The following is a 22,519-nucleotide window of genomic DNA, read 5'->3' as shown; positions in this document are numbered from 1 at the left end:
ACCGCAGGTAAACAAGCGCACACCGAAGGGTCCGGATCGGTCCGGCCGGACGCAGGCACGGCGCGGGTCGGTGGCGCGCTGGTCAGCGCAGGTCGTCAGCGGCGAGCACCAGCAGCAGCTCGAACCGCCGGTCCGGGTCGTCCAGGTCGTCGCCGAGCAGCGTCCGCAGCCGCTTGAGCCGGTAGCTGACGGTCTGGGGATGGATGAACAGCTCGGCGGCGACCGCCGACCGGGACCCCCAGTGCCGCAGCCAGCTGTGCAGCGTACGCAGCAGTCCGTCGCGCTGGGCGGGCGGCAGCGCGGCGAAGGGCGCCAGCCGGCGGCCGGTCAGCACCGCCAGCGCGTCGGGTTGGCCGTGCAGCGCCAGCACGGTGAGGTGGTCCTCGGCGAAGACGGCGGTACGGTCGACGGGACCGCCCTGGTCTGCTCCGCCGGTCCGGGCGACGGTCGCCGCGAGCTCGGCAAGTCGTACCGCCTGGGGCACCTGCGGCCAGGGCAACGCCGGGCCCACCGTGGCTTGCCAGCCGCGCAGCGCGTCGGCCAGCACCGGTCGGGTGGTCCGGGGGCCGGCGCGCAGCAGCAGCACGGCGTCGCGGCCCCGGTCGACCACGATCCCGTCGGTACCGAACCGGAACCGTGCGTCGCGGGCCTGCCGGGCCGGCAGCACGACCGGCAGCACGGTGGCCAGGTCCCGCCAGCCGGCCCGGGCGGCGGCGGCCGTCACGGTGGCGGCACCGGCTCCGCCGACCAGCAGCAGTTCGCCGAGCTGCCGGCGGGCCCGGTCGCCCTCGCCGGACTGTTCGCGCAGCTGACGGGCGAACCCGTCGGTGCCGGCCGCAGCCAACTCGTCGACGAAGCCGGTGACCGCGTCGGCGCAGTCGGCGAGGGCCTCAGCGTCGACCGGGTGCACCGTGGCGAGTGCCTGACCGACCTGACGCAGCAGCAGCCGGCCGGCCACCCGCAGCGCGGCGAGCAACGCCTGGGGGCCACGGTCCTCCCGGGCCTCGGCCGCGCCGAGCGCGACGAAGACCTCCCGCACCCGGGGCGGCAACGCCGGCTCGGTGGTGCCGACCAGGTCCAGAAAACGCTGGAGGGCCACGTCGACCGCGGTCCGCACGTCGACCCGGAACTTCGGGTCGTCGATCCCGACGAACTCAGGAGTCAGCTCGGTCACCGCGGCGGCCACCGTGTCGACCACCGCCGCCAGCCGGGGCCGCATCGCCGGGGCCAGCTCGGCGGGCAGCCGCTGCCAGGGAGTGACGGTCACCGGGCGGGCGTGCACCCCGCCATCCTGTCACGTGATGACAATCCGGTCGGGGAATCCGGCCCAGGGCAGCGGGTCGACGGCGCGCGCGCAGCCGAAGTTTGTCATGTGGTGCCAATCCGGTCGCTGTTTTCCGCTGCCGGCGGGACGGTGTCCCAGCGCCGGTCGGCAGCGAGGATAGGTTTCTCGCCGCGTACCCCCGGAGGATCCGCCATGGACCATCACACTTCCCGCCGGCACGTCGTCGACATGTGTCGAACCATGCTGGACCGAGGCTATCTGAAGGCCACCGAGGGCAACGTGTCGGTCCGGGTTCCGGGGCACCGGCTGTACGCCGTCACGCCGAGCAACTACGACTACGACCGGATGCGGATCGAGGACATCTGCCTGGTCGACTTCGACGGTACGCACGTACCCGACGGCACCGGCGGTGACCTCGCGCCGTCGATCGAGGCCGGGATGCACGCCAACATCTACCGGCAGCGGCCCGACGTCAACGCGATCGTGCACACTCACCAGCCGTACGCCTCGGCTCTGGCGTTCCTGCGCCGGCCGATCCCGGCGCTCACCGACGAGCAGGTGCGCTTCCTCGGCCGTGGGGTGGCGATCGTCGACTACGCCCCGTCCGGCACCGGGATGCTGGCCCGCAACGTGCAGAAGAAGGTGGCCAACGGCGACAACGCGTTCATCATCGCCAACCATGGTGTCGTCGCGCTGGGTACCGACCCGGACCGCGCGGTGTTCAACATGGCGCTGCTGGAGAAGGTGTCGATCGCCTATCTCCTGGCGTTGACCAGCGAAACCGGCAAGGTCTACACCATTCCGACCGCGATCCGGGAGATCGCGTTCACCAAGCTGCGCGCCGACGAGAAGCGGATCGCCGCGCAGATCACCGAGGCGGTCCCGCCGGTGCGGGTGCCGGTCGAGGAGCAACTGCCCAGCGCGGACGCGGTGGCGGCGGCGATCGCCGCCGCCGGGCCACCGGTCGCCGACACCACCACCGCGCAGACGCCGGGTAGCGAGTCGGCGCGCCTCGGCTACGCGATCACCGAGTACCTCGACGTCGACGACACGATGCGCCGGCTCAAGGCCCTGGTCGCCCAGCCGGTACGCGGATTGCGCCACGACGCGATGCTCGACGTGCTCGGCTACTTCAACGACCGGTGCCGGGCCAGCAAGGAGATCACCGACCGGGCGAAACGCCGCATCCCGGGTGGGGTGCAGCACAATCTGGCCTTCAACTACCCGTTCCCGTTGGCGATCGACGCCGCCGACGGCGCCTACCTGGCCGACCGCGACGGCAACACCTACATCGACTTCCTGCAGGCTGGCGGCCCGACGATCCTGGGCAGCAACTACGGCCCGGTCAACGAGCAGGTCGCCGCGGTGGTGAAGGAGTCGGGGCCGGTGACCGGGCTGTTCCACGAGTACGAGCTGAAACTCGCCGAGATCATCCACCGGTACCTGCCGCACGTCGAGATGTACCGGTCGCTCGGCTCGGGCACCGAAGCGGTGATGGCAGCGGTACGCGGTGCCCGCGCCTTCACCGGCAAGCACATGGTGATCAAGGTCGGTGGGGCGTACCACGGCTGGTCCGACACGATGGTGTACGGGCTGCGGGTGCCCGGCACGTACCGGATGAACGCCAAGGGCATCCCGTTCGGCGCGACCGCCAACACCCGGGAGGCGTTCCCGCACGACCTCGGCCAGCTGCGCCGCAAACTGATCGAGAATCGGGTCCGCGGCGGTACGGCGGCGGTGATCGTCGAACCGCTCGGCCCGGAGTCCGGCACCCGCCCGGTGCCGCGTGACTTCAACGCCAAGGTCCGCGCGCTGTGCGACGAATTCGGCGCGCTGCTGATCTTCGACGAGGTGGTCACCGGGTTCCGGGTCGGGATCGGCGGAGCGGCCGGCTACTTCGGCGTCACCCCCGACCTGACCGTGTTCGGCAAGGCGGTCTCCGGCGGCTACCCGATGGCCGGCGGCGTCGGCGGCCGGTCCGACGTGATGGCCGTCTTCGGTGCCGGGCTGGACGGGCGTGGCGGGACGCACATCCAGGTCGGCGGCACCCTGTCGGCGAATCCGCTGTCCTGCGCGGCCGGCTACTTCGCGATCGCCGAGATGGCCCGGACCAACGCCCCGGTGATCGCCGGCCGGGCCGGCGACCGGCTCACCCGGGGACTGCAGCGGCTGATCGACCGGTACGGTCTGCCGTACGTGGCCTACAACCAGGGGTCGATCGTGCATCTGGAGTGCAGTGGCGTCATGCTGCTGGACATGCGCAACCCGATCAAGCTGCTGAAGGAGAACAAGCCCCGCAAGCGGCTGATGGAGCAGATGGGTGCGGCGTACACGGCGCACGGCGTCGTCACCCTGGCCGGCTCCCGGATGTACACCTCGATGGCCGACACCGACGAGGTGATCGACGCCGCGCTGGACCGGTTCGACCGGGTGTTCGCGCAGGTGGAAGGGGTCTGACCCGGTGTCGGCCGTCCCGCCGCAGGTGCTCGCGATCGACCTGGGCACCTCCGGAATGAAGGCCGCGCTGGTCGCCGCCGACGGTACGGTGACCGGCTGGGCGCAGCGGCCGGTGCCGCTGCTGGTGCTGCCCGGCGGCGGCGCCGAACAGGACCCACAGTCCTGGTGGACGGCGCTCGCCGAGGTGGTCGCCGACCTCGGCCGGGCCCATCCGGAGCAGCTGCGGGCGGTCACCACCGTCTGCTCGTCCACCCAGGGCGAGGGGACCGTCGCGGTGGACGCCGCCGGGACGCCGTTGACCCGCTGCATCACCTGGTTGGACATGCGCGGCGCGGCGCACCTGCGGCGGCAGTTCGGCGGCTTTCCGGCGTACGGCGGGATGTCGGTCCGCCGGATCCTCCGCTGGCTGCGGCTGACCGGCGGGATGCCCTCCACCACCGGCAAGGACCCGGCCGCGCACATGCTGCTGGTCCGCGACACGATGCCCGAGGTGTACGCGCGGACCGCGACCTTCCTCAACGCGCTGGACTGGATCAACCTCAAGCTGACCGGCCGTACGGTGGCCACGGTCGACTCGATCCTCACCTCGTGGGTGACGGACAACCGCCGACCCGACCGGGTCCGCTACTCGCCCGCCCTGGTCGCCGACTGCGGCATCGACGCGGACAAACTGCCGCCGATCGTGGCCTGTACCGAGGTGATCGGCACGCTGCACCCCGACGCCGCCGCCCACCTCGGTCTGCCGCCGACCGTCCAGGTGGTGGCCGGGGCGATCGACACCACGGCGGCGGCGATCGGCGCCGGCACCACCGCCGACAACGACCCGCACCTGTACCTGGGCACCTCGTCGTGGATCGCGGCGCACGTGCGCCGCAAGAAGACCGACCCGGTCGCGCAGATCGCCGCCGTGCCGTGCGCGATCGGCGACCGGTACCTGATGACCGCGCTGCAGGCCACCGCCGGGGCGAACCTGACCTGGCTGAAGGACAAGATCGTCGAGTACGAGGACCCGCTGGTCGGTGCCGGCCGCCTCGCCACCGACGAGACGTCGATCTTCGACGCGTTCGACGCGATCCTGCCGACCGTGCCGGCCGGCGCCAACGGCGTGCTCTACCTGCCGTGGCTGTACGGCGAACGCGCCCCGGTCGACGACCCGGACCTGCGCGCCGCGTTCGTCAACATCTCGCTCGACACCAACCGGTCCGATCTGCTGCGGGCCGTCTTCGAAGGCGTCGCCTTGAACACCCGGTGGCTGTCGGCGGCGGTCGACCGGTTCCTCGGCACCCCGGTGACCTCGTTGACCGTCACCGGTGGCGGCGCCCGGTCGACTGCCTGGTGCCAGATCTTCGCCGACGTGCTCGGCGTCGAGGTGCGTCGGGATCCGGACCCGGTCGCGGTCAACGCCCGTGGCGCCGGCTGGATCGGCGCGGTCGGCACCGGGCAGCTGACGTTCGGGCAGATCCCGGCGTTGCCGCGGGCCGACCGGGTGTTCACCCCGACGGCGGCGAACCGCGACCGCTACGCCGAACTCTTCGACGTCTACCGGGAGCTGCACCGCCGACTGGCCCCGGTGTACCGGCGGATGCCCGGTGGTGCACATCGGACCGATCAGCGAAGATAGCGGTATGGCCCGATCCGTTCCCGCCGCCCGGCACGCGGTCGTCATCGGCGGCAGTCTCGCCGGGCTGTGCGCGGCCCGCGCGCTCGCCGAACACGTCGAACGGGTGACCGTCGTCGACCGTGACCGGTTCCCCGACGCGCCGCAGGTCCGCGCCGGCGTCCCACAGGCACACCACCTGCACGTGCTGATCGCCGCCGGGCAGCGCGCGCTCGATCAGCTCTTCCCCGGCCTGATCGCCGAGCTGCACGCCGCCGGCGCGGTCCGAGTCGACGCGCCGACCGACATCCTGTACCTGGCGCCGACCGGGTGGCGGGAACGGTTCCCGGCGACCCACCAGCTGGTCGGGACCAGCCGGGAGCTGCTCGACTGGACGGTCCGCCAGCGGCTGGCCGCCGATCCACGGATCCGGTTCGAGCCGTCCCACGACGTGATCGGGCTGCTCGGCGCCGACGGCCGCGACGCGGTCACCGGCGTACGGATGCGTCCCCGCGCGGCGGGCGCCGCCGTCCGGAGCCTGCCGGCCGACCTGGTGGTGGACGCCAGCGGCCGCGGCTCGCGCGCGCCGGACTGGTTGGCTGAGCTCGGCTACGGCCGCCCCGCCGAGACCCGGGTCGACTCCGGTCTCGGCTACGCGAGTCGGCGCTACCTGCTGCCGCCGGGAGCCAGTGACGGGTGGAAGAACATCGTGGTGATGCCGCAGCCGCCACGGTCGGGCCGGGGCGGAGTGATCTACCCGATCGAGAACGGACGGTGGATGGTGACGCTCGGCGGCCTCGGTGGCGACCACCCGCCGACCGACGAGGCCGGTTTCCTGGAGTTCGCCCGTGGGCTGCGCAGCCCGCTGATCCACCAGGCGATCCGCGATGCCACGCCCGACTCGCCGATCCACGGGTTCCGCAACACCGCCAACCATCGCCGCCGGTACGAGGCGATGCCACGCTGGCCGGACGGGTTCGCGGTGGTCGGCGACGCGTCGTGCACCTTCAACCCGGTGTACGGCCAGGGAATGGCGGTGGCCGCCCGGACGGCGGTGGTGCTGGCCGAACAGCTGCGCGACAGCGGGGGCACGCTGGACCGCGCGGCGCAGGCCCGGGTGGCCGGCTGCAGCGAGACCGCCTGGCTGATCGCCACCGGCGCCGACCTGCGGTACCCGACGACGGTCGGGCCACGGCCCCGGCGCGGCGGCGTGCTGTCCCGCTGGTACCTGGACCGGGCGGCCGACGTCGCCAACCGGGATGCGTACGTGCAGCGCACCCTGACCGACGTGTTCCACCTGGTCGCACCGTTGTCCGCAGTGGTCCGGCCGGCCGTCGCGCTGCGGGTGCTGCGCGGTCGGCCCGGCCCGCAACTGGTCGCACCGCCATCGAGCTGACCGCGCAGACCGGATGAGACTCTCACGGAGCCGGTGGACGGTGCCGGCCACGATACTGGTGTGGCTGGTCACCCGGGCCGCGCTGATGGCGGTCTACGCACAGCTGATTCCCGGCTTGGATGCCGATCACCGCCCGGCCGCTGCGCGGGCTGCGCCCCATGTCGATTGGCTTCGCGACCGCGACGGCCGTGCTGGGAGCTGTGCTGACGGTCTCCTACGCCGGCGCCTGGTCCGGCTTCTCGGACAACCAGGCGGACCGTGGGCTGCAGGTCGAGTCGGTCGCCGCCACCCCGCTGGTCTGGCCCGGGTCACCGATCCGACGATCGTGGTGGAGTACAGCTACGGCGCGATGGAGTTCAGCCACCCGGTCGCCACCTCGGTCCCCACCGTGCTGCCCGGGTCGACCTCGCCGGCCTGGGTCTGCTCGGCTGGTGGTGGCTTTTCCGGGGACGCCGGATCGACTGGACCCCGACGGTCGGCTTCGATTTGGCGCTGCTGGCCGTCGGGGTGGCGGTGGTGACCAGCCGGGTGCTCTCCCCGCAGTACCTGCTCTGGCTGCTCGGGCTCGCCGCGGTCTGTCTGACCCGCCGGGACACCACACAGCGGCCGCCGGCCCTGCTGATCGTCGTGGCAACCGTACTGACCAGCGCCTACTTCCCGTGGTTCTATCCCGACGTGATCGGCGCGCCGGGCTGGCCGGGGCCGTGCTGCTGGCCGCCCGTAACGCGGTCCTGGTGGCCGCCACCGTGATCGGTCTGCGTCGGCTGTTGGGCGGATACCGGGTCGTGCCGCAGGCGCCCCGAGCGACGGTCGGCCACCGGCAGCCGGTCGGCGGGACCGCCGGCCTTGGCAGAACCCGAACATCCAGTTAGGTTAGGCTCACCTCATCGACGAAGGGAGTGGGATGGGCCTCGACCGCACGACGGATGCTGGCACCACGCGCCACCGGGTGGTGCTCACCGACCGGGTGCAGATCGACGATCTCGCGAAGGTGTACCGCCAGGTGCACGCCAAGGACCTGCACCTGACCGACCACACCGAGCCGTCGGTGGAGCAACGGCTGGAGTGGACGGCGCAGGCACCCGGATTCGCCGCCACGGTCGGCTACGTCGGCGACCAACTGGTGGGGACGGTGATGGGTTGTCCGCTGCCGCCGGAGACACTCTGGTGGCGCGACCTGCGGTCGGCCGCCGACCCGGACCTCGCCCGGGAGTGGCCGGGGCGGACCTTCGCCGTTTGCGAGGCGTTCGTGCTACCCGAGTTCCAACGCCAGCAGGTCGGCGTGCCGTTGTTCTCCCAGTTGCTGGCCAGCCGCACCGAGGAACGGGTGTCACTGGCGGTCGCCGATTCCAACACCCGGGTGCTGCGCAGCATGCGGGTGCTGGGCTGGCAGCACGTCGGCGACCTGGTGCCCTTCCCCGGCTGGCGCCAGCACGCCATGTTCGTCCGGCCGCTGCCCTGGTGACCCGGTCGGTTCCGGAGACGGCGCCGGACCGGTCGGCGGCCGGTACCGGCGCTGGTGGCGCACGCCGACGGCGACGCCAGCGAGGATCAGTACGATCGCGGCCACCGCGACCGCCGGGTAGCCGACCCGGGCCGCCGCCGTCAGGCCGAGCGCCGCGGCCAGGTAGGAGCAGACCAGCCCGAACGACGACAGCACCGTGAAATCCGTACCCCCGGTGCCGGGCCGGGAGTAGTCCATGTTCACCGTGTACAGCGCGACGTTCGCCACCGTGTACGCGGCCATGAAGCAGCACAACGCGACCGTGGTGAAGCCACCGGCCGCCCGTCCGGTGAGCATCGGCAGCAGCAGCACCGTGGCGACGGCCAGCGACCCGCCACCGGCCACCAGCACCCCGGCCCGCCCGATCCGGTCGACCAGGCCACCGGCCACCAGCCCGGCGACGACGGCCGGGACACTGGTGACGATCCCGGTGACGAAGCCGATCCGCTGCAACGACCAGCCGGCGTCGACCAGGGCCGGCGACACCAGCCCGTACGCCGCCCCGGCTCCCATGTAGAGCAGGGGCACCACGCCGAGCGCCCAGCGGCGGCAGCCGGGCTGGCCGAGGACGGACAGCAGCGCGCCGTACGCCTGACGCGCCCCGGCCGGTCGGGCGAGCCGCTCGGGCTCGCGGAACCGCCACACCACCAGCAGCCCGGCCGCGGTGAGCACGGCGAGCAGGCCGACCGCGGCCTGCCAGCCGAGCCGGTCGTAGACCACCACGCAGACGCCGCCGCCCAGAATGTTGCCGACGTAGCTCGCCGACACCTGAATTCCATTGCCGGTGCCCCGGACCGAGTCGGCCAGCATCCGCACCGCGACCGCGTCGGCGGCGATGTCCTGGGTAGCGGACAGGAACACGAACAGCGCGCAGATCAGCACGACCGGGCCGATCCGCCCGGTGGCCGGGTCGGCCGCGAGCAGGGCCAGCAGGGCCAGCACCATGCCGCTCTGCAGCACCAGCAGCCAGGAGCGGTAGTGGCCGCCGCGCCGTGGGCCGTACCGGTCCAGGATCGGGGCCCAGAGGAACTTGACCGGCCAGATCAGGCCGATCAGGTTGAGCAGCGCGAGAGTATCCAGCGAGGTGCCGCCGGCCCGCAGGATGCTGGCCAGCCCGACGGTGATGAACCCGAACCCCAGGTACTGGGTGACGTACAGCGCGGTCAGGGTCGACATGGTCCGCCCGCGGGCGGCGACGGCAGCAGTCATCGGGCCGCCCTCCCGCCGAGGCTGAGCGGCCACACCGGAATCCACCGGTTAATCCACCTGGTGGGACGCAGGTCACAAGCGTCCGCTCGACCTCCGCTGACGGCATGAATCCGCTGGTCACGACGCACGGCAGCGGTCCCGCCGAGGAGCGTGGGACCCGCCTGCCGGCCCCGTGCCCCGTGGAGAAGGGGTCCTGCCCAGTTCCGTTTCACCGGCCCTCCCAGTAGCCTCGCCTAAGTTAGGTTAGGTTACCCTTATGGAGGCGGTGTTGGAGAGACCAATGTACCCGCATCTGTTCGGCCGGCACACGGTGGACACCTACGTGTCCAGCATCGACCGGACCGCAGCGGTTCTCGCCGACCGCGTACGGGCGGTCCGCCAGCCGTACTCCGGCGACGCCGTGGCGCCACTGCAGGCCAAGGTCGACGACGTCGACCTGGACGCGCCGCTCGGCACCACCGACGCCGCACTGGACGAAATCGCCGGCCTGTACCTGGACCACGCGGTGTGGTTCCACGAACCCACCTACCTGGCCCACCTGAACTGCCCGGTGGCGATCCCCGCGCTCAACGCCGAGCTGCTGCTCGCCGCCGTCAACACCTCGGTCGACACCTGGGACCAGAGCACCACCGGCACGCTGATCGAACGGCGGCTGATCGCCTGGACGGCCGGGCGGATCGGTTTCGGTCCGACCGCCGACGGCGTCTTCACCAGCGGCGGCACCCAGTCGAACCTGCACGGCCTGCTGCTGGCCCGAGAGGACCGCCTGGCCCGCGCCGATGCCGACCGGGCAACGACGCTACCCCGGCTGCGGGTGCTGGCCACGGCGGAGAGCCACTTCAGCGTTGGCAAGTCCGCCGGTCTGCTCGGACTCGCCGCCGACGCGGTCGTCCCGGTCGCCACCGACAGCACCGGCCGGATGGACCCGGCGGCGCTCGACGCCGAGATCGACCGGCTGCTCGACCAGGATCTGGTGCCGATGGCGGTCGTCGCCACCGCCGGCACCACCGACCGCGGCTGCGTCGACCCGCTCGCCGCGATCGGCACCATCTGCCGCGACCGGGCGGTGTGGCTGCACGTCGACGCGGCGTACGGCTGCGGTCTGCTGGTCTCCACCCGCCACCGGCACCTGCTCGACGGCATCGCCGCCGCCGACTCGGTCACCGTCGACTTCCACAAGAGCTTCTTCCAGCCGATCAGCTCCAGCGCCATCATCGTCCGGAACGCGCCGACCATGCGGCGGGTCGCGGTGCACGCCGACTACCTGAACCCACGAACCGCGACCGTGCCGAACCAGGTCGACAAGAGCCTGCAGACCACCCGCCGGCTGGACGCGCTGAAGTTGTGGATGACGTTGCGGGCGATCGGCGCCGACCAGCTCGGCGAAATGTTCGATCGGGTCGTCGACCTGGCCCAGCAGGCTCACGGCCTGCTCCGCGAACTCGATGACTTCGAGCTGGCCATGCGGCCGGTGCTGAGCACCGTGCTGTTCCGCTACCGGCCGGACTGGCTACCGGTGCAGGACTGCGACCGGCTACTGCCCCGGCTGCGAGCCCGACTGTTCGCCGACGGCACCGCGATCATCGCCGGCACCGTCGTCGACGGACACTACTGGCTCAAGTTCACCCTGCTCAACCCGAACACCACCGTCGAGGACCTGCGTACCGTGATCGAGCTGATCCGCCGCACCGGCCAGGACCTGCTCGACGCCGAATGGGATCCGGCGCTGATCGCCCCGGAGCCGGTCACCCCGGAGGTGTGCGCCAATGCGAACGTATGACTTCGTCGCCGTCGGGCTCGGGCCGTTCAACCTCGGCCTGGCCTGTCTGACCGCGCCACTCGACGAGTTGGACGGGGTGTTCCTGGAGCAGCGTGACGAATTCGCCTGGCACCCCGGGCTGATGATCGAGGGGGTCACCATTCAGGTGCCGTTCCTGGCCGACCTGGTGACGATGGCCGACCCGACGTCACCGTACTCGTTCCTCAACTACCTGAAACAGACCGGCCGGCTGTACCGCTTCTACATCCGGGAGGACTTCTACCCACTGCGCGCCGAGTACGACGCGTACTGCCGCTGGGCGGCGGCCCAGTTGCCCAACGTCCGGTTCGGCAGCCGGGTCGACCGGGTCGAGCACGACGCCGCGACCGGCGACTACCTGGTGCGGGTCACCCGGCTGGGCACCGGGGCGACCACGACGATGCGGACCCGGCGGCTGGTGCTCGGCATCGGTACCGTGCCGTACCGCCCGGCGGTGGTCCGGGACCTGCCCGGCCCGGCCATCCACAGCGCCGACTACCTGGCGAACAAGGCCCGGCTGCAGCGCCTCGGGTCGGTCACCGTGGTCGGCAGCGGGCAGAGCGCCGCAGAGATCTACCTCGACCTGCTGGAGGAGATCGGCACCCACGGCTACCAGCTCAACTGGGTCACCCGGTCGCCCCGGTTCTTCCCGATGGAGTACACCAAACTCACCCTGGAGATGACCTCACCGGAGTACGTCCGCTACTTCCACGGGCTGCCGGCGGCCAGCCGGGACCGGCTCAACCGGGACCAGCGCAGTCTCTACAAAGGCATCAGCGGCGACCTGGTGAACACCATCTTCGACACGCTCTACCGTAAGGACGTCGCCGGCCCGGTACCGACCACCCTGCTCACCGGCACCGCGCTGACCCGCGCCGACTGGGACGCCGACGCCGGGCGGTACCGGCTCGGCCTGCACCACCAGGAGCAGGCCCGCGACTTCAGCCTCGATACCGAGGGCCTGGTCCTGGCCACCGGCTACCGGCCGGCCGTGCCGGCGTTCCTGGACCCGGTTCGTGACCGGATCCGGTGGGACGAGCGGGGCCGGTTCGACGTGGCGCTCGGCTACACCGTCGACCACGGCGACCGGGAGATCTTCGTGCAGAACGCCGAGGAGCACACCCACAGCCTCACCGCACCCGACCTGGGCATGGGCCCCTACCGCAACTCGGTGATCATCGCGAACATGCTCGGCCGCGAGGTCTACCCGATCGAGCGGAAGATCGCCTTCCAGCACTTCGGCGCGCCGCCGGACAGCGACACACCGCAGGCACCATCGGCGCCGTCGGCCGCGACCGGTCCGGTGGCCACGCAGCGGCAGGAGGCGCTCATCCGGTGACCGCCGCAACGACGACCATGTTCACCATCGACGACGCGCTCGGCCGGATGACCGTCGAACCGCTCGACGTCGCCGGTCACGCCGACCTGCTGCACGCCTGGATCACCCACCCCCGGTCGGTGTTCTGGGGGATGCCCGACGCCGACCTCGACACCGTACGGCGCGAGTACCAGCGCATCGACGCCAACCCGCATCATCACGCGTGGCTCGGCCGGCTCGACGGCGTACCGCTGTTCCTCACCGAGACCTACGAACCCGCGCACAGCGAACTCGCCGACCACTACCCCGTACAGCCCGGTGACGTCGGGATGCACGTGCTGGTCGCGCCGCCGGACGGCGAGCCCCGGCACGGGGTGACGTCGGCGGTGATGCGGACGGTGATGGCCTTCATCTTCACCGACCCGGCGCACCACCGGGTCGTCGTCGAACCCGACGTCCGCAACGAGGCGATCGCCGTGAAGAACGCCGAGGCCGGTTTCGTCGTCGACCGGCTCATTCAACTGTCCGACAAGCAGGCCCGGCTCAGCTTCTGTTCCCGGGCCGCGTTCACCGCCAGCCGGCTGGGCGGTGCCAGCGGCCCGGACGGCGTCCGCCCGACCGCGGGCGCGGCGGCCGGTGCCGACGGATCCGCCACGGAGAGCCCGATGACACCCCCCGCCCACCTAGCGCCGGGCCCGATCGCGGCCGCCCACCGCCAGCTGGTCGCCAAGGCCATCGCCGAGTTCAGCCACGAACGGCTGATCCAGCCCCGACCCGACGACACGCTCCCGGCCGACCCCGGCGGCGACGGGTACCGGCTGACGACCGACGACCGGGTCGCGTACCGGTTCCGGGCCCGTCGGTACGCCCTCGACCACTGGCTGATCGACACCGCGTCGCTGACCCGCGAGGTCGACGGCGCACCGGCGGAGCTGGACGCCCTCGACCTGATCGTCGAGCTGCGGGAGACGCTGGGCATCCCGGCCAAGCTGCTCGGCACCTACCTGGAAGAGATCAGCGCCACCCTGGCCGGTGCCGCCTGGAAGCACCATCACCGGCGGGAACGTGTCGCCGACCTGGTGCACGCCGACTTCCAGACCATCGAGTCGGCGATGGTTGAGGGGCACCCGCTGTTCGTCGCCAACAGCGGCCGGATCGGTTTCGGCCTGGCCGACCACGAGGCGTACGCGCCGGAGGCCGGCGCCCCGGTGCGGCTGGTCTGGCTGGCGGTCCGCCGCGACCTCAGTACCTTCACCGCCGGCCACGGCGTCGACGAGCAGAGCCACTACCTCGACGAGCTCGGTGCCGAGACGCTGCACCGGTTCGCCGACCAGCTGCGCGATCTCGGCCTCGACCCGAGCGGCTACCGGTACCTGCCGGTACATCCGTGGCAGTGGGAACACAAGGTCGGCATCACCTTCGCCGCCGACGTGGCGTCCCGGGCGATCGTCCCGGTCGGCACCAGCCCGGACCGGTACCGGGCGCAGCAGTCGATCCGCACCTTCTTCAACGTCGACCACCCGCGCCGGCACTACGTCAAGACCGCGCTGTCCATCCAGAACATGGGCTTCATGCGCGGGCTGTCCCCGGCGTACATGCGGGCCACCCCGCCGATCAACGACTGGGTCGCCGACCTGGTCGCCGCAGACGACACGTTGCGCGACTGCGGGTTCGAGGTGCTGCGGGAACTGGCGTCGGTCGGCTACACCGGGGACGCGTACCACCGCAGCGGGGCACCGGTCTCGGCGTACCAGCGGATGCTCGCCGCGCTGTGGCGGGAGAGCCCGGTGCCGCGGATCGCGCCCGGGCAGCGGCTGGCCACCATGGCCAGCCTGCTGCACCGCGACCGCGACGGCACGCATCTGGCCACCGCCTTGATCGCGGCGTCCGGCCTGCCGGCCGCCGACTGGCTGGCCCGCTACCTGCGGGCCTATCTGCGCCCGCTGTTGCACTGCCTGCTCGGCCACGACCTGGCTTTCATGCCGCACGGGGAGAACCTGATCCTCGTGCTGGCGGATCACGTACCGGTCCGGGTGTTCATGAAGGACATCGGCGAGGAGGTCGTCGCCATGCACGACCGGGAACTGCCGGCCACGGTCGAACGGATCCGGATGCCGGTCGACGACGACTTCCGGGCGCTGGCCGTGTTCACCGACGTCTTCGACGGGTTCCTGCGCTTCCTCGCCGCGATCCTGGACGCCGACGGCGTGCTGCCGGCGGACCGGTTCTGGCAGCTGGTCGCCGAGTGCGTCCGCCGACACGGCGACGACCACCCGCAGCTGCGGGACCGGTTGGACTTCTTCGCGCCCACCTTCCGGCACTCCTGTCTGAACCGGTTGCAGCTGCGCAACACGCTGCAGATGGTCGACCTGACCGACCAGGCCGGATCGTTGATCTTCGTCGGCGTGCAGGAGAACCCGATCGCCGCCGCAGCGGCGCCGGCCTCGTGACGGCCCGGTCTGTCGTCGGCCGGTCCGGGCGGGTGCACCGGGACGGGTACGGCGTACCGCACCTGTGGGCGGCCGACGTCGACGACCTCGCCTACCTGCAGGGGCACACCGCCGCCACCGACCGGGCCTGGCAGATCGAGGTCGAACGGTGGCGCTCGGAGGGCGCGCTGGCCAGCCGGCTCGGCCCGGCCGAGGTCGGCTGGGACCGGTTCGCCCGTCGGGTCCGGCTCGACGACACCGCCGAAAGCTGCTTCCACCGGCTCGATCCGGCGACCCGCCGCTGGGTGGGCGCGTACGTCGACGGCGTCAACGACGGTCTCGCCGAGGGCGCCGGCGCGGCACCCGAGTTCGCCGCCACCGGCACCGCCGCCGGCAGCTGGCAGCCGTGGACCCCGCTCGGCGTGTTCCTGGTGCAGCACGTGCTGTTCGGCACCTTCGGCAGCAAGCTGTGGCGGGCGCACGTCACCGCCACCGTCGGACCGGGCGCGGTCGACCTGTTCGCCATGGAACCGCCCGCGTCGTCGGGCAGCAACGCTTGGGCGGTGACCGGACGGCACAGCGGCACCGGATTCCCGGTCGTCGCCGGCGACCCGCACCGAATCCTGGAGCTGCCCAACGTCTACCAGCAAGTGCAGCTGAGCTGCCCCGAGTTCGACGTCTTCGGGTTCGCCTTCCCCGGCGTACCGGGGCTGCCGCACTTCGGCCACTCCGGCGAGGTCGCCTGGGCGATCACCAACGCCATGGCCGACTACCAGGACCTGTACCGCGAACAGCTGCGCCGGGTCGACGGGCAGGTCCTGGTCCGCCAGGCCGGCGGCTGGGCCCCGGTGCCGGCGCACACCGAACTGATCGAGGTACGCGACGCCGACCCGGTCCCGGTCGAGGTGATCGAGACCCCACGCGGGCCGGTGATCGACGTGGACCGGCGCACCGGTGAGGCGATCAGCCTGCGTACGCCGAGCCGGGTCGACGGGGCACTGGGCTTCGACGCGCTGCTGCCGCTGCTGCGCGCCCGCCGGGTCGGCGACGTCGAACGGGCACTGCGGCACTGGGTGGAACCGGTCAACAGTGTGCTGGTAGCCGACCGCTCCGGCACGGTGCGCCGGCTGGTCGCCGGCCGGGTGCCAGTGCGTGACGACCGGTGTCGGCAGGTGCCGGTGCCCGGCTGGGCACCCCGGTACGCCTGGCGACCCGGCTACGCCGCCCTGCCCGCCGCCGAGGTGTCCGATCTGGTGGTCAATGCCAACGATCGGCGCGGCGGCGACACCGCTGACCTCGGCGTCGACTTCGCCGCACCGCACCGGGCCCGGCGGATCCGCGAGCTCCTCGACAGCGGAGCCGCGCCCGAGTCGGTGCACATGGACACCCAGGTGCCGACGGCCGGGCTGCGCCGGCTGCTGCGTGGCCTGGACCTGACCGACCAGCCCGGGCCGGTCCGTCAGCTACGCGAGAAGCTGCTCGGCTGGGACGGTCGGATGGCGGCCGACAGCGCCGACGCCGGGCTGTTCGCCGCCTGGCGGGCCGCGCTGGTCCACCGGCTGTCCGCCGAGCCCTGCCTGCGGCCGCTGCACGCCGAACCCGGCTTCGACGAACTGTTCGCCCCGTGGACCGATCCGGTGGGCCGGATCGGGCTGGCGCTGGACCGGATTATCGACGGGCTGCCCCGGCTGGGTGGCGACCCGGGCCGCTGCGCGGCGGCCGCGCTGGTCGAGGTGGCCGACGGGCCGCCGCCGGGTCGGTGGGGCGACCGGCACCTGCTGCACCCGGTACGGGTGCTGCTGCCCAGCACCGCCGACCCGGCCGTCGGCGCACTCGGCGGCCCAGTCCCGCTCGACGGCGACACCGGCAGCGTCCTGGCCACCTCCAGCGTGCCCGGTGTCGCCGACGCGTGCTGGCGCGGGCCGGTCGCCCGCTACGTCTGGGATCTCGCCGACCCGGCGGCGAGCCGCTGGGTGGTGCCGTTCGGCGCCTCGGGTCGGCCCGGCGACCGGCACTTCGCCGACCAGTTGCCCCGGTGGGCGGCCGGCCAACTGGTCCCGGTCGCGCCGGTGCGCTGGAGCACCGGCCCCGGCGGGACGGCACGGCCGAGCGTGTACGTCGAACAGCTGCCCGGCATCGGCCGGTTCAGCCTGCTGGTGCTGGACCCCACCGAGGACCTCGACCTGCTGTACGGCTGGGTCACCGAGCCACGGGCCCGGTTCTGGGGAATGACCGGGCACACCCGGGAACAGGTGGGCGACATCTACCGGTTCCTCGACGGTCTTGACTCGCACCACGCGTACCTGATGACCGTCGACGACGAGCCGGTCGGCATCTTCCAGACCTACCTGCCAGCGGAGGACCCGCTCGGCGAGCACTACCCGGTACGTGACGGTGACATCGGGATCCATCTGTTCCTCGCTCCGGCCCGGCGGCCGGTCGCCGGGTTCACCGACGCGGTGGCGGCCGCGTTCACCCGCTACCTGTTCGCCGACCCGGGCCGGCGACGGATCGTCATCGAGCCGGACGTCCGCAATGACCGGGCGCTGCGTCGCTGGAAGCGGCTGGGCTTCGAGTTCGACGTGGAGCTGGCATTGGCCGACAAGCGCGCGCAGTTGGCGTTCCTGACCCGGGAGGCGTTCACCGCCAGGCAACCCACCGGCGGCGTACCATCGACCGGTGACCGCCGCTGACCAGCCACGCACCGCTGTGCCGTCCCGGGTGCTGGCCGCCGATCCGCAGCTCGCCGGGTTGCGCCGGTCACTGGAGTTCTACTACGGCGATCCGGACCGGGACGCCGCGATGGACCTGCTCTACCGACGGTTCGTCGTACCGGGCGATCTGGTCTTCGACATCGGCGCGCACGTCGGCGACCGGGTGGGCAGCTTCCGGCGGTTGGGCGCGCGGGTGGTGGCGGTCGAGCCGCAGCCGTTGTGTGCCCGCGCGGTACGGCTCGTCTACGCCGACGATCCGGCGGTGACCGTGCTGCCGGCGGCGTGCGGGGACACCGCCGGCCCGGTGCGGATGTACATCAATTCGGCCAATCCCACGGTCTCCACCGCGTCGGCCGGCTTCGTCGGTGCCGCCGACGGCGCCGACGGCTGGTCGGACCAGGTCTGGGACGGCGAGATCGAGGTGCCGGCGACGACCCTCGACCAACTGGTCGCCGAATACGGCCGACCGGCGTTCGTCAAGATCGACGTCGAGGGGTTCGAGGAGTCCGTGCTCGCCGGGCTGTCCGGGCCGCTGCCCGCGCTGTCCTTCGAGTTCACCACGATCCAGCGGGACACGGCGCTGCGCTGCCTGCGGCGGCTGTCCGGGCTCGGCGACTACCGGTTCGACGTCGCCCTGGGTGAGAGCCAGCGGCTGACCTTCGGCCGGTGGGTGTCGGATGCGGAGATGGCCCCTCATCTGCGGGCGCTGCCGCACGCGGCCAACTCGGGCGACGTCTACGCGGTGCTGGCGGGCGGGTCAGCCGGCTAGCTCCGCCCGCCACCGGTCGATCTGCGGTCCGCGGCCGCGCCACAGCCAGTGGACGTCCCGTCCGAACGACCAGAGCAGCGCGGTCAGCACGCCAGCGAGCAACGCGGTGACCAACGCCGCCGACACGATCCCGGCGGCGGCCAGCACCAGTACGGTGCCCTGGGCGGCGGCCACCGTCTTGCGGCTGAACCGGGGCGGGAGTGGCGCCCGCAGCCAGGGCAGCAACCGGGCGGCGACACCGAACACGTAGCGGAACACCCCGATCGCCAGCACCCACCAGCCGACCGACGCGGCCACGTACACGCTGAGCGCCAGGACCAGCGCCGAGTCGGTCTCCATGTCGAACCGGGCACCGAGCCGCGAGCAGGTACCGGTGCGGCGGGCCACCTGGCCGTCGACGCCGTCGAGCGCCAGGGCCACCGCCGCCAGCGTCACCAGCAGCGCGACCGGAGCCGAGCCGACAAACGAGTCGGCCACCAGCGCGGTCACCGCGCCGACCAGGGTGCCCCGGGCCAGGGTGACGCTGTCCGCCGGACCCCAGCCAGCCACCTCGGGCTGCTGCATCGCCCGGATGAGCAGCGCCCAGGTCACCAGGCCGTAGACCAGTCCGGCCGACCAGCCGGCCACGCCGAGGCCACTGGTCGCCGCCAGGATCAGCAGGACCGTGATCTGGGCGAGCAGCCCGATACTCGGCGCATGCACCGACCGAACAGCTTCACTACGTGCACTTACCGTCACTTTTCCTCCGTCACCGAATGGCCACCGGCGTGGTACGCCCCGGTGCCCATATCCCCACCAACGGCGATTCGGTGCGAAGAGTTCACTGGCCGGGCCGGAATTTCATGTCGGCATCCGGACACCGTGACGGCCGACGCTCGGTGACGATCAGTAGCCGGTCCAGACGGCTTTCGCCCCCGAGTCGCCGGCCCGCACCACGAAGTAGAGGCTTACCCCGGCCGCGACGATGACCAAACCCTTCACCACCAGGACCAGCACCCCGTTGCCGCGCGCGCCGGTGACGGTCGCGCTGTCCGCAGCGGCGGCGACCCGGGGACCGACCAGGTAGACCAGGGCCAGGGTGGCGAGCGCCAGCAAGATCGACGCGATCAGGGTCAGGTTCCCCAGCTGTTCGTGTTCCTCGATCACCGGCCGGAAGCTCTCGGTGATCCGGCCGGCCGTGTCCATCCGGTTGAGGAACGCGTCGCCGGACAGCTTGGTGACCAGTGCGGCAATCGGCGTGACAACGGCCAGCACAGCCAGCACCCACCGGGTGTGCGCCCGGATGAACGGGACCAGCGCGTACCCGACCGCCAGCAGCGCCAGCAGCGGGACGAAGACCACCGCCGCGTGCAGCAGCAGTGGATGGGCGGGGATTCCCGCGACTTCCTCGAACATGTCTACGCCTCCTCGGCGGTTCCACGGCAGTCATGGCGACCAGGGATCGGAGGCTAACCCACCAGGAAACCGGTACGGCAGCAGCCACCCGGCGACCGCCGGGCACCGCGTACCGCGGAGCCGATCAGGAGTCGTCGTCCTCGTCCGCCGACGGAAGCCGCCACCGTCGTTCCTGCGGACCACGTTGGGCGCCGAGGGTGTCCTCCGGCTCGGTGGTCTGTTCGAAACTGGGCCGACGGACCTGTTCCGGCCGGGGCACCTGGACGGCCCGGGCACCGGACACCGGGTCCGGCACGAAGGTGGCGACGTCGGTCGGACCCTGCGCCGGCCCGCGCGGGACGATCCGGTGGGCGGCCGGGTCACGGTGTAGTTCGTCAACGAGGTGCTGCGGCGGCTCGGTGTCCCGCTGCGGCAGGTCACGACCGAGATCCGCGACGAACAGGCCGTACTTGGCCTCGAACGCCGGGCGTTCGGACCTGATCCGGGGCAACCGGTCGAAGTTGCGCAGCGGCGGCGGGCAGGTGGTCGCCCACTCCAACGAGTTGCCGAACCCCCACGGGTCGTGCACCCTCACCTGCTCACCGAACCGGTACGACTTCCACACGTTCCAGATGAAGAACAGCGTGGACGCTCCGAGGATGAACGATCCGATGGTGGCGATGGTGTTCAGCAGGGTGAAGCCGTCGGTCGGCAGATAGTCGGCGTACCGGCGGGGAAAACCCTCGTTGCCGAGCCAGTGCTGGACCAGAAAGGTGGCATGAAAGCCGATGAACATCGTCCAGAAATGCGCCTTTCCGAGCCCTTCGTCGAGCAGTCGGCCGGTCATTTTCGGAAACCAGAAATAGATGCCGGCGAACGCCGCGAAGACGATGGTACCGAACAGGACGTAGTGGAAGTGGGCCACGACGAAGTAGCTGTCGGTGACGTGAAAGTCGACCGGCGGGCTGGCCAGCAGCACCCCGGTCAGCCCGCCGAGCAGGAAGGTCACCAGGAAGCCGACCGCGAACAGCATCGGCGTCTCGAATGTCAATTGCCCCTTCCACATGGTGCCGACCCAGTTGAAGAACTTGATCCCGGTGGGCACCGCGATCAGGAAGCTGAGCATGGCGAAGAACGGCAGCAGCACCTGCCCGGTGCCGTACATGTGGTGCGCCCAGACGCTCATCGACAACGCGGCGATCGCGATCGTCGCGGCCACCAGCCCCTTGTAGCCGAAGATCGGTTTGCGGGCGAAGACCGGAATGACCTCGCTGATGATGCCGAAGAACGGCAGCGCGACGATGTAAACCTCGGGATGGCCGAAGAACCAGAACAGATGCTGCCACAGCATCGGACCGCCGGTCTGCGGCGAGTACACGTGCGCGCCGAGCAGTCGGTCCGCCAGCAGCGCCAGCAGCGCCGCCGCCAGCAGCGGGAACACCAGGACCACCAGCAGGGCGGTGATCAGGATGTTCCAGGTGAAGATCGGCATCCGGAACATGGTCATACCCGGCGCGCGCAGGGTGATGATGGTGGCGATCAGGTTGACCGAGCCGAGGATGGTGCCGAGGCCGGAGACGACCAGGCCGACGATCCACATGTTGGCGCCGACGCCCGGGGTGTGCTCCATCCGGCTCAACGGGGTGTAGGCGAACCAGCCGAAGTCGGGAGCGCCGCCGGGCGTCAGGAATCCCCCCATGACCAGCAGCCCGCCGAGCAGATAGAGCCAGTACGCCAGCGCGTTGAGCCGGGGAAACGACACGTCGGGGGCGCCGATCTGCAGTGGTACCAGGTAGTTGGCGAACCCGAACACCAGCGGGGTGGCGAACAGCAGCATCATGATCGTGCCGTGCATGGTGAACAGTTGGTTGTACTGCTCCGGCGAGAGGAACTGCATGCCGGGCCGGGCCAACTCGGCACGCATCAGCAGGGCCATGATGCCGCCCGCCACGAAGTAGCCGAAGGACGTGCCGAGGTACAACAGTCCGATCTGCTTGGCGTCGGTGGTCCGCAGCAGCCGGGCCAGTGAGTTGCCCGGTACCGCCGGGCGGACCGGGCCGGGGGTGGCGCCGTCGACTCCCAACTCCACCGGACGCGGCGGGGCCGTCTGTGCCGTACCCACCGTCGTGGTCTGCTCCGTCATCGGATTCCTTCCGTGGATACTCCGGCGGTGCGGCCGGGGAGGAAATGGAACTCCTGCGGAGCAGGACAGGGAAAGCCGATCCGCCGCCGAGGCGGATCGGCGCCCACCCCACACGGCACCCCACGGCTCACGACCGAACCGATAGACTGCGGACTGTTTCCAGGACCGTGAAGCGGGCATTCAAATACCGCCGCTACCCCACCCCGGAGCAGGCGGCCGAGCTTGCCCGGACGTTCGGTTGTGTCCGGCTGGTCTACAACAAGGCCCTGGCCACCCGCAGCGAGGCGTGGACCCGACGCCAGCAACGGATCACCTACAACGCCACGTCGGCGATGCTCACCGGGTGGAAGAAGACCGACGACCTCGCGTTCCTCAACGACGTCTCCTGCGTGCCGTTGCAGCAGGCGCTGCGGCACCTGCAGACCGCGTTCACCAACTTCTGGGCAAAACGGGCCCGGTACCCGACGTTCAAGTCGAGGAAGCGGTCGCGGCGGTCGGCGGAGTACACCGCCAGCGCGTTCCGGTG

General features: G+C 71.5%; 15 protein-coding genes and 2 pseudogenes. 12 read left to right on the top strand and 5 right to left on the bottom strand.

The genetic code is table 11. The features are described 5' to 3' along the window. Positions 1-82 precede the first annotated feature (82 nt). Complete coding sequence (locus tag ACFHWT_RS21585; protein ID WP_416596479.1) at positions 83-1,282, bottom strand: helix-turn-helix domain-containing protein; 1,200 nt, start codon at positions 1,280-1,282, stop codon at positions 83-85. A 195-nt stretch (positions 1,283-1,477) separates the two neighbouring features. On the opposite strand from ACFHWT_RS21585, the gene ACFHWT_RS21580 reads away from it, so the two are divergent. From ACFHWT_RS21580 to ACFHWT_RS21560, 5 genes and pseudogenes are all read left to right on the top strand, one after another. Beyond that, on the top strand, positions 1,478-3,742 hold the full coding sequence (locus ACFHWT_RS21580) for an aminotransferase class III-fold pyridoxal phosphate-dependent enzyme (RefSeq protein ID WP_416596478.1): 2,265 nt from the start codon (positions 1,478-1,480) through the stop codon (positions 3,740-3,742). A 4-nt stretch (positions 3,743-3,746) separates the two neighbouring features. Then, positions 3,747-5,363: a xylulokinase gene (locus tag ACFHWT_RS21575; RefSeq protein WP_416596477.1), complete on the top strand. Its 1,617-nt coding sequence runs from the start codon at positions 3,747-3,749 to the stop codon at positions 5,361-5,363. A gap of 4 nt (positions 5,364-5,367) precedes the next feature. Continuing rightward, a complete protein-coding gene (locus ACFHWT_RS21570; RefSeq protein WP_416596476.1) occupies positions 5,368-6,735 on the top strand; it encodes an NAD(P)/FAD-dependent oxidoreductase in 1,368 nt (455 codons plus the stop codon). Between the two features lie 486 nt (positions 6,736-7,221). After that, entirely contained in the window at positions 7,222-7,485 is a 264-nt protein-coding gene (locus tag ACFHWT_RS21565) for a hypothetical protein (RefSeq protein ID WP_416596475.1), read from the top strand. Between the two features lie 154 nt (positions 7,486-7,639). Then, positions 7,640-8,062: pseudogene (locus ACFHWT_RS21560) on the top strand (hypothetical protein); the annotation flags it as partial. Between the two features lie 3 nt (positions 8,063-8,065). Here the strand turns inward: ACFHWT_RS21560 and ACFHWT_RS21555 are convergent. Continuing rightward, positions 8,066-9,448 (bottom strand): MFS transporter, encoded by a 1,383-nt coding sequence (locus tag ACFHWT_RS21555; RefSeq protein WP_416596474.1) that lies wholly within the window; start codon positions 9,446-9,448, stop codon positions 8,066-8,068. 280 nt (positions 9,449-9,728) lie between these two features. Here ACFHWT_RS21555 and ACFHWT_RS21550 point away from each other — a divergent pair, with 280 nt between their 5' ends. From ACFHWT_RS21550 to ACFHWT_RS21525, 6 genes and pseudogenes are all read left to right on the top strand, one after another. After that, positions 9,729-11,228: a pyridoxal phosphate-dependent decarboxylase family protein gene (locus ACFHWT_RS21550; protein WP_416596473.1), complete on the top strand. Its 1,500-nt coding sequence runs from the start codon at positions 9,729-9,731 to the stop codon at positions 11,226-11,228. Continuing rightward, complete coding sequence (locus tag ACFHWT_RS21545) at positions 11,215-12,585, top strand: lysine N(6)-hydroxylase/L-ornithine N(5)-oxygenase family protein (protein ID WP_416596472.1); 1,371 nt, start codon at positions 11,215-11,217, stop codon at positions 12,583-12,585. The genes ACFHWT_RS21550 and ACFHWT_RS21545 overlap by 14 nt, the downstream gene beginning before the upstream one ends. A gap of 47 nt (positions 12,586-12,632) precedes the next feature. After that, positions 12,633-15,014, top strand: coding sequence for a GNAT family N-acetyltransferase (locus ACFHWT_RS21540; RefSeq protein WP_416596518.1), 2,382 nt, complete (start codon positions 12,633-12,635; stop codon positions 15,012-15,014). Between the two features lie 32 nt (positions 15,015-15,046). Beyond that, positions 15,047-17,044 (top strand): annotated as a pseudogene (locus ACFHWT_RS21535) (penicillin acylase family protein); the annotation flags it as partial. 60 nt (positions 17,045-17,104) lie between these two features. Continuing rightward, positions 17,105-17,686, top strand: a complete 582-nt coding sequence (locus ACFHWT_RS21530) for a GNAT family N-acetyltransferase (protein WP_416596517.1) — start codon at positions 17,105-17,107, stop codon at positions 17,684-17,686. Beyond that, positions 17,673-18,476 (top strand): FkbM family methyltransferase, encoded by an 804-nt coding sequence (locus ACFHWT_RS21525; protein WP_416596471.1) that lies wholly within the window; start codon positions 17,673-17,675, stop codon positions 18,474-18,476. The genes ACFHWT_RS21530 and ACFHWT_RS21525 overlap by 14 nt, the downstream gene beginning before the upstream one ends. Here ACFHWT_RS21525 and ACFHWT_RS21520 read toward each other — a convergent pair. The 3 genes from ACFHWT_RS21520 to ctaD all read right to left on the bottom strand — a co-directional run bounded on the left by ACFHWT_RS21520 (position 18,465) and on the right by ctaD (position 21,993). After that, complete coding sequence (locus tag ACFHWT_RS21520; protein WP_416596470.1) at positions 18,465-19,178, bottom strand: CDP-alcohol phosphatidyltransferase family protein; 714 nt, start codon at positions 19,176-19,178, stop codon at positions 18,465-18,467. The genes ACFHWT_RS21525 and ACFHWT_RS21520 overlap by 12 nt on opposite strands. Positions 19,179-19,361: 183 nt before the next feature. Then, a complete protein-coding gene (locus ACFHWT_RS21515) occupies positions 19,362-19,871 on the bottom strand; it encodes a hypothetical protein (RefSeq protein WP_416596469.1) in 510 nt (169 codons plus the stop codon). Between the two features lie 124 nt (positions 19,872-19,995). Next, the gene (ctaD, locus tag ACFHWT_RS21510) at positions 19,996-21,993 is read right to left on the bottom strand and encodes a cytochrome c oxidase subunit I (RefSeq protein ID WP_416596468.1); all 1,998 of its coding nucleotides are present in this window, start codon (positions 21,991-21,993) and stop codon (positions 19,996-19,998) included. A gap of 167 nt (positions 21,994-22,160) precedes the next feature. Between ctaD and ACFHWT_RS21505 the strand changes: the two genes are divergently transcribed. Continuing rightward, positions 22,161-22,519, top strand: a 359-nt coding sequence (locus tag ACFHWT_RS21505; protein WP_416596467.1) for an RNA-guided endonuclease InsQ/TnpB family protein, incomplete at its 3' end; no start/stop codon positions are given.

This window comes from Micromonospora sp. LOL_021 (assembly GCF_048060215.1).
Taxonomy (GTDB): domain Bacteria; phylum Actinomycetota; class Actinomycetes; order Mycobacteriales; family Micromonosporaceae; genus Micromonospora_E.
Note: the sequence above shows the minus strand (reverse complement) of the source record. Positions and strands in the feature narration are given on the sequence as shown.